Source organism: Rubrivirga sp., assembly GCF_049648075.1.
Lineage (GTDB): Bacteria > Bacteroidota > Rhodothermia > Rhodothermales > Rubricoccaceae > Rubrivirga.
Genome location: NZ_JBARYR010000701.1, coordinates 1 through 8,305 on the forward strand (window position 1 = coordinate 1; position 8,305 = coordinate 8,305).

Genomic DNA, 8,305 nt, shown 5'->3' on the forward strand with positions numbered 1-8,305 from the left:
AGGCCCGTTCCTCCGTACGCCCTCGTCATCGACGCGTCGGCCTGAACGAACGCGTCGAACACGGACTCGAGCCGGTCGCGGTCGATGCCGATCCCCGTGTCTCTGACCTCGGCCCGCACCCAGACCGACCCATCGGGAGCGACCAAGCCGAGCGGGGCCTCCCCACGGCTGACGGTCACGTCGACGCTTCCTCGGCTGGTGAACTTGACGGAGTTCGAGACCAAGTTGGCGAACACCTGGAGCAGCCGCTTCTCGTCGGCGAGGAGTTGCGAGGGCAGGTCCGGGTCGACGGTGTACGCGAGTTCGAGTCCCTTGCCCGTCGCCTCCGGCGAGACCTCTTCCAAGACGCGGATCACGATGTCGCTGAGGGACACGGGCTGCTCATCGAGGTCGATGCGGCCGGCCTCGATCTTGGAGAAATCCAGGATGTCGTCGATCAATCCCAGCAGGCGATCGCCGGAGCGCTGAATCGTCTCCACGTACTCTCGTTGGCGGCCGTCGAGGGCCGTCGTGCCCAGCAGCTCTGAGAACCCGATCACGGCGTTCATCGGCGTGCGGATCTCGTGACTCATCGAGGCCAAGAACGCACTCTTGGCCCGGTTCGCGACCTCCGCTTGGTCCCGGGCATTCGCGAGCGCCTCGACGCTCTCTTTCAACCGCTGCTCCGCCTCCACCATCTCTGAGATGTCCCGCCCCTCAGGAATAAGGAGCAAGACCTCGCCGGTCCGATCGTCGACCAAGGGCTTGAGCGAGAAGTCGACCGGGACGACCGAGCCGTCTCTTCCCGCGATCTCGACCGTGTACCGAACGAACTCGCCCTGCGCAGCCTTCTCGATCGCGGCCTTCAGTTCGTCGCGCGACTCCTCAGAGGCCCGCCACCACGGGCCGTCCCAGAACTTCGTCCCGACGAGCTCGTCGCGTCCGACGCTGGCGTAGCTCATCGCGGCGTCGTTGACCTCGATGAGCGTCCCGTCGGTCTTCAAGAGGCCTTGGAACTGGTACTGGGAGTTGAAGATGCCCTTGAACCGCCGCTCGGTCCCCTCGAGCCGGAGCTCACTGAGGTCGCGCTCGACGATCCCACTCACCCATCTCGCTGCGATTCGCACGACCTCGAGGTCGGACTCGCTGAACTCGTGGGGGTGGGGCTTCTCTCCCGAGAAACTGATCGTCCCGTACAACTCGCCATCGACCGTGACGGGCGCCCCGATGTAGCTGTCGAGCCCGCGCGCCTTGGACGACGGGTGGTCCCGGTAGTCCGAGCCCGAGACGTCGTGGATCGCGATCAGGTCGTCGTGCTCCAGCGTGATGCTGCAGTACGTCTCGCGGAACGACAAGACGTCGCCGGCCTCGAGGTCGACGTGGTCCGTCGCTGTGCACGCCACGACCTCGTAGTGGTCGTCCTCGGGTCGAACGCGGCCGAAGACTCCGATGTCCAAGCCGAGCAGCTCCCTGAGCGTCTCGAGGACGCCCGTCACTTGGTCGATGTCGTCGGCCGAGCGGACGGCGAGGGCGTCGGCGAGCACGCGCAGGCGCTGGACCTGGTCGTCGGTCTCCTTCCGTCGCCGCTCCCGCTCCAAGAGCCCTCCGGCCCACTGCGCTGCGAGCCGCACGAGGTCTCGGTCGCCCTCGGTGAACGGCCTCGAGGCCGGGCGAGTGGACGAGAAGCTGAGCGCGCCAAGCACCTCGCCGTCCACGACGACGGGCGCGCCCACGTAGGCCTCGAGGCCGACGGCGTGGTAGCAAGGGTGGCCGCGGTGCTCGCTCTCGGCCATGTGCTCGATGGAGACGACTTGCTTGGCCTCGAGGGTGATCGCGCAGTAGGTCTCGTTCAAGGGGAGCACGTCGCCCGGGTCGAGCGTGTCGCCCTCGACGGCGTAGCTCGCGAGGCACGTGTAGACGCCGCCGGTGCACTCGGCGAGGAGCCCGCCCCCGAGCCGGAGCATGTCCGCCATCTCACGAAGGACGGCCTCTGCCCTCTCCTCGAAGGGTCCCTCGATCGCCGTCGCGCGGAGGAGCCGCTGCAGTCGCTCGGCCTGCTCCTGTGCGCGGCTCTCCGCCGCGTTCCGCTCGGTCACGTCCAGGCTGATCCCGACGCCACCGATGATGCTGCCGTCGCTACCTCGAATGGGAGTCAGGACGGTGTCGAAGGTGCGGCCATCGAGGCTGACCGTCCACTGCGTCCGCACGCCCTCGGCGAGCGTCTTTTTGACGTGTTCCACGACGACGGGCAGGTCGGCGTAGACCTCGGCCATGTCCTCGCCCACGTTCCACCCCTGCCCGACGCCGAGCGTCTCGAGCGGCGCCCCGACGTGGAGCGTCATGCGTCGGTCCTTGTCGAAGGCCCAGATCGTCGCGTCGGCCTCGGTCGCGGCGTCGTAGAGCGCGTCGCTCTGAGCGCGGACGTCCGTGGCCCGGACGGTCTCGGTCAGGTCCTCCGTGAGCATGACGAGCCCGCCGACCTCGCCCTCGATGGCGTACCACGGGCGCACCTCGTACCGGAGCCACTGGACGGTTCCGTCGGGGCGCTCGAAGGGGTCGCCGTCGCTCTTGACGACGTCGCCCTCGAGGGCACGGCGGTGGTCGGCCTTCCATTCGGCGCCGATCTCAGGGAAGACGTCGTAGTGGCTCTTGCCGTGGAAATCGCCGCGGTCCTCGAGCCCGTAGTCCTCGACCCACCGCTCGCTGTAGGCGAGGTAGCGCAAGTCTCGGTCGAACAGGGCCATAGCTGACGGCGCCTGTTCGACGAAGGTCTGTAGTTGGTCCGTAGCGTTCATCGTTGAGAAGGACCACGGCCCCCGAGATCGACGAGCGCAGGAACAGGACTTCCGAAGCTGCCAAAGAGATACATGTGCGTTTTATATTCGCGTGCGTTTTAACATACGCTGTTCACGACCCCCGATTGCGTGCGGATCCCACGTCGTTCGCGAGCGCTTCACCAGGTGGTATGGGGTACAGAAGGACTTTGACGTCGTACATTCGGCGTACCGGCGGTCACCGCTGGTGTACGGGATGTGGCGCAGCCCGGTAGCGCGCCTCGTTCGGGACGAGGAGGTCGTGGGTTCAAATCCCGCCATCCCGACCCAACGCCCCTCCGGCCTAGTGCTGGAGGGGCGTTTCCATTTGGCGAGCCTCCGGCTCCTGACAGGAACTCACCCCGTCGTCCATTAAGTCCTCAGGAGGGGCTGATGCCGATGGGAGCCTGACGGTGCACGTGGTCCCGAGCCCGACGGCGCTTTCGACCTCGATGGAGCCGTCCATCGCGGCGACGAGCCGCTGGGTGATGGTCATGCCGAGGCCCGTCCCTTCGTGGCTCCGCGACCAGCCTGTCGAGGCCTGGCGAAACGGCTCGAAAAGGTCGACGAGGAACTCCGAGGTCATCCCGCGCCCAGTGTCGGACACGCGCACCTCGACGCAACCGCCGACCGAGCGAATGGAGAGGCCAACCCCCCCCTCGTCAGTGAACTTGATGGCGTTGGAGAGCAGGTTGGTCAGGACGCGACCGAACGCGTCGGAGTCGACGAGCGCGAAGGCGGTCTCGTCATCGACCTCGAGGTCGAGCGTGAGCCCCTGGCCCTCGGCATGAGGACGCAGCATGGCCACGACGTCCTCGGCCTCGAGGACGACGTCCGTCGGGGCGACATCGAGGTCGGATTGGTCGGACTCCATGCGTGCGAGATCGAGGACGGAATTGAGCGTGCCGAGCAGGCGCCTCCCCCCCGTCTCGATGGGGGTGACCAGGCTGACATCGGCCTCTGGGACCTCCTCGCTCAGCATCTGGGCGAACCCGATGATGGCCGTGAGGGGCGTCCGGATCTCGTGGCTCATGTTGGCCAGGAACTCGGATTGTGCCCGCGTCGCAGCCTCGGCCGCATCGCGAGCGGCCTCGAGGTCGGCCTCGCGCGCGACCTGCTCGGTCACGTCGGCGATCACGCCACGCGCCTCGAGCGGGCGCCCCTTGCCGTCGAGGACCAACTCGGAGACGGAGCGGATCCACCGGACCGACCCGTCGGTACGGACCGCACGGTAGCGGAAGTCGGACGTCTGCCCCGTGGCGAACAGGCGCTCACGCTCTGCGGAGCAGACCTCGAGGTCGGCTGGGTGGGTGAACTCGCTGAAACTCGGTGGCCCATCGCTCGACGACTCGACGCCCAGGATCCTGTACGTCCCGTCGGACCACGTCTCGCGGCCTGTCGGAACGTGGTACGTCCAGGCGCCCGTCATCGCGAGGTCCTCGGCCTTCGCCAGCGACCGACGGCTCTCGGCAAGCTCGGACGCTGTGTGAAGGCGGCCGTAGAAGGCGAGGAACACCACCGACGCGCCTCCGAGCGACGTGACGAGGAACACCACGGGGCTCAGGCTCACGTCCCCCGGATCCGCCATCGCAATCGCCACCACCGCGTACCCGGTCGCCGTGGCGAGCGAGGACAGCATGGGACCCGGGCGGTCCCACGCCAGGGAGTACACGAGAGCCGCAGCGAGAGCGACGAACAGGAAGCCCAGGGCATAGTTCGGATCGAGGTCGTTGACGACCAGCAGGGCGAAGAACCACACCATCGCCAGGTGCGTGATCACCACGAGGGCCGCGCGGGACCGCTCTCGCAGCGCGGGGCTCCGGTAGCTCGCCACGAGCAGGACCGCGGCCACTGCGACGACCGCGGCGCGCAGCCACGGGGGGTCGTAGAGGTGGGGCACCTCGAGGGCGTACACGACGCCGAACACAGGTGTACCCACGATCACCAGCACGAGAGAGATCCGCAGGGTCCTCGTCGCAGGCGTGTCCGGAGTCCCGACCTCGAAGTGCGGAGCGATCGAGCGAAACCAGCGTGAGAGAGAGCGAAACATCGTGACGAGGGGGTCGCCTCTTGTATCGAACTGCGGCTACGGGTATTAAGCCCTCCGCCTTAAGCCTTCCTCACAAATGTCTCGAATCGGAATGCCGGACGCCCGTCCTTGGCCGGGTGGCTCTCCGACGCCTCGAGGACGAACGGCCCGTCGTCCTCGATGAGGTGTCGGTACTCGGGGAAGTGGGTGTCGCCCTGGAAGTCGCCCTCGACGAAGGTCAGTTCGAGCCGGTCGGCCTGGACGGGGCTATCGCCCTCGAGGACGGAGCCGTACACGCCGGCCCCACCGCCGATGAACACGCGCTCGCGGTCGGCGAAGGCGTCGACCGCGTCCTCGAGGCTGCCGTAGACGTGGATGCCGGGGTGATCGACGGCGGACGGATGCCGCGTCAAGACGACGTTCTCGCGGTTGGGGAGCGGCCCACCGAATTGGTGGAGCAGGCTCTCAAACGTGCGACGGCCCATGACGAGCGGCCAGCCGGACGTGAGCGCCTTAAACCGCTTGAGGTCGGCGGGGATGTGCCAGGGGAGCTCCATTCCGTCCCCGATCAGCCGGTCACCGGGGCGGCCGGGCACGTCTGCGACGGCGGCGATGACGACGATCTCGGGCATGGGACGGGGGGGATGTAGGCGGCGACCTCGAGGTCGAGACGTCAACGGGAGGGGATCGGCCTCGAGGGCGGGACCTGCCTCTTGGCCTCGAGGCCGCGGCCGACGACCACGGTCACACCGCGACGGGGAAGCGGATGGCGGGCTGAGGGTCGTAGCCTTCGAGGACGACGTCGTCGAACGCGAGATCGTCGGGGTCTTTGGCGCGGCCGTCGGCGTGGCGCGCGATGGTCAGGCGTGGCGCTGGGGACGGTGTCCGGGCCAGTTGCTCGCGCAGGCCGTCGACGTGGTCGACGTAGATGTGGGCGTCGACGAGCGTGTGGGCGAACCGTCCGGGGCGGAGGCCGGCGGCCTCCGCCAAGACCTGGGTCAGGAGCGCGTAGCAGGCGAGGTTGAACGGGACGCCGAGCGCGAGGTCGGCCGAGCGCTGGGTCAAGTGACAGTTCAAGAGGTCCGGGCCGTCACTCGAGGGCGAGACCTGGAAGCAAAACGTGTAGTGGCACGGCGGCAGGCGGCTTACGGCAGCGTTCGCCGGATGCCAGGCGCTGACGACGAGCCGCCGGCTCATCGGGTTGGTGCGCAGCGTGTCCAAGACGTAGCCGATCTGGTCGAACGAGAGCGACCCGTCGGCCTCGCGGCGGACGTTTGGATGGTCGGCGCCGGCCCAGACCTCGTCGCCGAGCGCGACGCCGGAAGCTGGAATCGGAAAGCGGCGCCAGAAGCGGCCGTACGCCGTTTGGAGGCGGCCGTCGTCGTCGGCCCAGGCGTCCCAGATCTTGGTGTGCTCGCGGAGCTCCCGGATGTGGTCCTCGCCCGAGAGGTACCACAGCACCTCGCGCAGCATCGAGTTGACGTAGACCTTCTTGGTCGTCAGCAAGGGGTACCCCTCGGCCAGGTCCACGCTGTAGTGCTCGGCGAACGAGGCGATGGTGTCCGTTCCCGTCCGGTTCGTCTTGCGGACGCCGCCCTCGAGGACGCGCCGGACGACCTCGAGGTAGGCCTCTTCGGCGGCGGTGGTGGTGGGCTTTGCGACGACGGGCATGGCTTCGGTCTCCGGGGGACCCTAAGGTCCCGTCCGATCTCGTCAGGCGCAACCGGATTCGCGACCTCGAGGTCGGCAACCTCGACGCGGCACAGCGGTAGGGACGGGGCCACACATCGAGCTCCATGGATCCCGGTCTCCACGTCAAGCAAGCCATCAACCACCTCAACAAGGTCCTGGCCTACTACCCGTACGTCGCCGAAGGTGGCGAGGCGACGGTCGCGCTCACGCCCGAAGACTGGGGCGTCGTGGCGGACGCGTTTTTCCACATGGACACGCCGCGCGAGGTCTTCCCGGACGCGATCACGGAGTACAAGATGAGCGGCGACGGATCCGAGATCCAGGTCACGACGGCTGACGGGACGCTCGTCCACATCCAGGCGGGATAGCGACCTCGAGGGCGATCAGCGGAGGAGGACCGCGACGGCCTGTTCTCGCCTTTTGGCTTCGGCGTACAGACGCCGGGCGACCTCGAAGCCGCTCTGAAGCGACGCGCGGTCGGCGTCTTGGAGAGGGCGCCCTCCGTAGGCATACGACTGGGCGGCCTCGAGGGCGCGAGCGTGGACGTCGAGCAAGCGATCGATCGACACGTTCTCGAGGGCGGACACGATCTCGGGCACCTCGGTGGCCGTGTTGTGCCGGGGTGGACGGTCGAACATGGTGAACCCGTTCTCGTCCAGCGCCTCTAAAAAGGATTCAGAGACCGCGTGTGCACCCCACACCGCGGCGGAGGAGAGCGTCGTCGGGCCGAAGTCGTCTGAGCTGCTGCCGGCCCGAAGGGCGGGGTCGAGGAGGAAGCGGAGGGCGTCCCACGTCTTGTGTAACGCGGCGGTGCCGAGAGCCTCTGTGCTCACGCGGCCGTGCTCCTCGCTCCAGAGCCCTTCGATCTCGACCTCGAGGTCGTACCAGGCGTGCGGATCGTCGACGATGTGGGAGAGCCGGTCTGCTGGAACCCGAACCAGGGTTAGGTAAAGACCCACACCTAGTTCGACATCGCGACCAGGTGGAACTCGGGGATCCGAGCTCGGAACCGGGAGCCGTCCTCGCGCTGCATGAGGTAGGTCCCGGTCATCGTCCCCTCGAACGTCGTCAACACGGAGAAGGACTGGTACTCATGCGCGCCGTCCGGCGGGATCACCGGCTGCGCGCCGACCACGCCGTCGCCCTCGACCTCTTCGACACGACCTGTCGCGTCCTTGATGGTCCAGTGCCGGCGCAAGAGTTGGACTTCGCCAACCCCGTGGTTCTCGATGCGAACGAAATACGCGAACACAAACCGGCCGCCGACGGCGTCCGACTTGTCGTCGAGATAGGCCGGGCGGACCGTGATGCGGACGGCCTCAGTGGTGGCGTCGTAGGTGACCATAGCGAGTGGTGGGCGCGTCCTCGAGGACGACGAAAGCGGGTGGGGCCTCGAGGACGGACTACTGCCGCACTTCCTGGCCGCGGGCGTACTCGACGGCCCCGACGAGGGCACGGACGCGGGGCTCGCAGACCGGCGCCTGCCACCGCCGCTCCTCCTTGAGTCCGCTCCCGACCAGGAAGCCGTCGGCGGCGTCGACGTAGTCGAGCAGGTTGGAGCTGTCGAGGCCGCCGCCGCAGAACATGGGGAGCGTCGCTTCGCGGCACGCGGCCTCGACGACACCCTCGATGGGCTCGTGCCCGACCGCCGGCCCCAAGATGATGAGCGCGTCGGGCCGGGCCGCTTCGGTCGCCGCGATCAAGCTCGGCACGTCCTCGACGGAGGTCGGGCGGACGTCGGCCAAGACCGGGACCGGCGAGGCCCCGAGGGATTCGCGGTAGCGGTGAAAGC

General features: G+C 67.9%; 8 protein-coding genes and 1 tRNA gene. 2 read left to right on the plus strand and 7 right to left on the minus strand.

The window, feature by feature from the left end; all coding sequences use genetic code 11:
• Nucleotides 1-2,774 (minus strand): PAS domain-containing protein (locus WBA11_RS18525; RefSeq protein ID WP_424522113.1); only part of this gene is annotated, 2,774 nt, incomplete at its 3' end.
• 231 nt (nucleotides 2,775-3,005) lie between these two features.
• Here WBA11_RS18525 and WBA11_RS18530 point away from each other — a divergent pair.
• Nucleotides 3,006-3,079 (plus strand) — tRNA-Pro (locus WBA11_RS18530).
• Nucleotides 3,080-3,096: 17 nt separating this feature from the next.
• On the opposite strand, the gene WBA11_RS18535 is transcribed toward WBA11_RS18530, so the two are convergent.
• From WBA11_RS18535 to thyA, 3 genes are all read right to left on the minus strand, one after another.
• Nucleotides 3,097-4,842 carry an ATP-binding protein gene (locus WBA11_RS18535; RefSeq protein WP_424522114.1) on the minus strand — a complete coding sequence of 582 codons (1,746 nt, stop codon included), beginning with the start codon at nucleotides 4,840-4,842 and terminating at the stop codon, nucleotides 3,097-3,099.
• A 59-nt stretch (nucleotides 4,843-4,901) separates the two neighbouring features.
• Nucleotides 4,902-5,453: a dihydrofolate reductase gene (locus tag WBA11_RS18540; RefSeq protein WP_424522115.1), complete on the minus strand. Its 552-nt coding sequence runs from the start codon at nucleotides 5,451-5,453 to the stop codon at nucleotides 4,902-4,904.
• Nucleotides 5,454-5,565: 112 nt separating this feature from the next.
• On the minus strand, nucleotides 5,566-6,492 hold the full coding sequence (gene thyA, locus WBA11_RS18545) for a thymidylate synthase (RefSeq protein ID WP_424522116.1): 927 nt from the start codon (nucleotides 6,490-6,492) through the stop codon (nucleotides 5,566-5,568).
• Between the two features lie 125 nt (nucleotides 6,493-6,617).
• On the opposite strand from thyA, the gene WBA11_RS18550 reads away from it, so the two are divergent.
• Complete coding sequence (locus WBA11_RS18550) at nucleotides 6,618-6,881, plus strand: hypothetical protein (protein WP_424522117.1); 264 nt, start codon at nucleotides 6,618-6,620, stop codon at nucleotides 6,879-6,881.
• A gap of 15 nt (nucleotides 6,882-6,896) precedes the next feature.
• Here the strand turns inward: WBA11_RS18550 and WBA11_RS18555 are convergent, their stop codons facing one another.
• The 3 genes from WBA11_RS18555 to WBA11_RS18565 all read right to left on the minus strand — a co-directional run.
• Nucleotides 6,897-7,472: a DUF1877 family protein gene (locus WBA11_RS18555; protein WP_424522118.1), complete on the minus strand. Its 576-nt coding sequence runs from the start codon at nucleotides 7,470-7,472 to the stop codon at nucleotides 6,897-6,899.
• 2 nt (nucleotides 7,473-7,474) lie between these two features.
• Nucleotides 7,475-7,858, minus strand: coding sequence for a Co2+/Mg2+ efflux protein ApaG (gene apaG, locus WBA11_RS18560; protein ID WP_424522119.1), 384 nt, complete (start codon nucleotides 7,856-7,858; stop codon nucleotides 7,475-7,477).
• A 58-nt stretch (nucleotides 7,859-7,916) separates the two neighbouring features.
• A partial coding sequence (locus WBA11_RS18565) for a BtpA/SgcQ family protein (protein ID WP_424522120.1) occupies nucleotides 7,917-8,305 on the minus strand: 389 nt, incomplete at its 5' end.

Coding starts and splice junctions, on each gene's coding strand:
- WBA11_RS18535 (WP_424522114.1), bottom strand. CDS start 4,842: ATGTTTCGCTCTCTCTCACGCTGGTTTCGCTCGATCGCTCCGCACTTC.
- WBA11_RS18540 (WP_424522115.1), bottom strand. CDS start 5,453: ATGCCCGAGATCGTCGTCATCGCCGCCGTCGCAGACGTGCCCGGCCGC.
- thyA (WP_424522116.1), bottom strand. CDS start 6,492: ATGCCCGTCGTCGCAAAGCCCACCACCACCGCCGCCGAAGAGGCCTAC.
- WBA11_RS18550 (WP_424522117.1), top strand. CDS start 6,618: ATGGATCCCGGTCTCCACGTCAAGCAAGCCATCAACCACCTCAACAAG.
- apaG (WP_424522119.1), bottom strand. CDS start 7,858: ATGGTCACCTACGACGCCACCACTGAGGCCGTCCGCATCACGGTCCGC.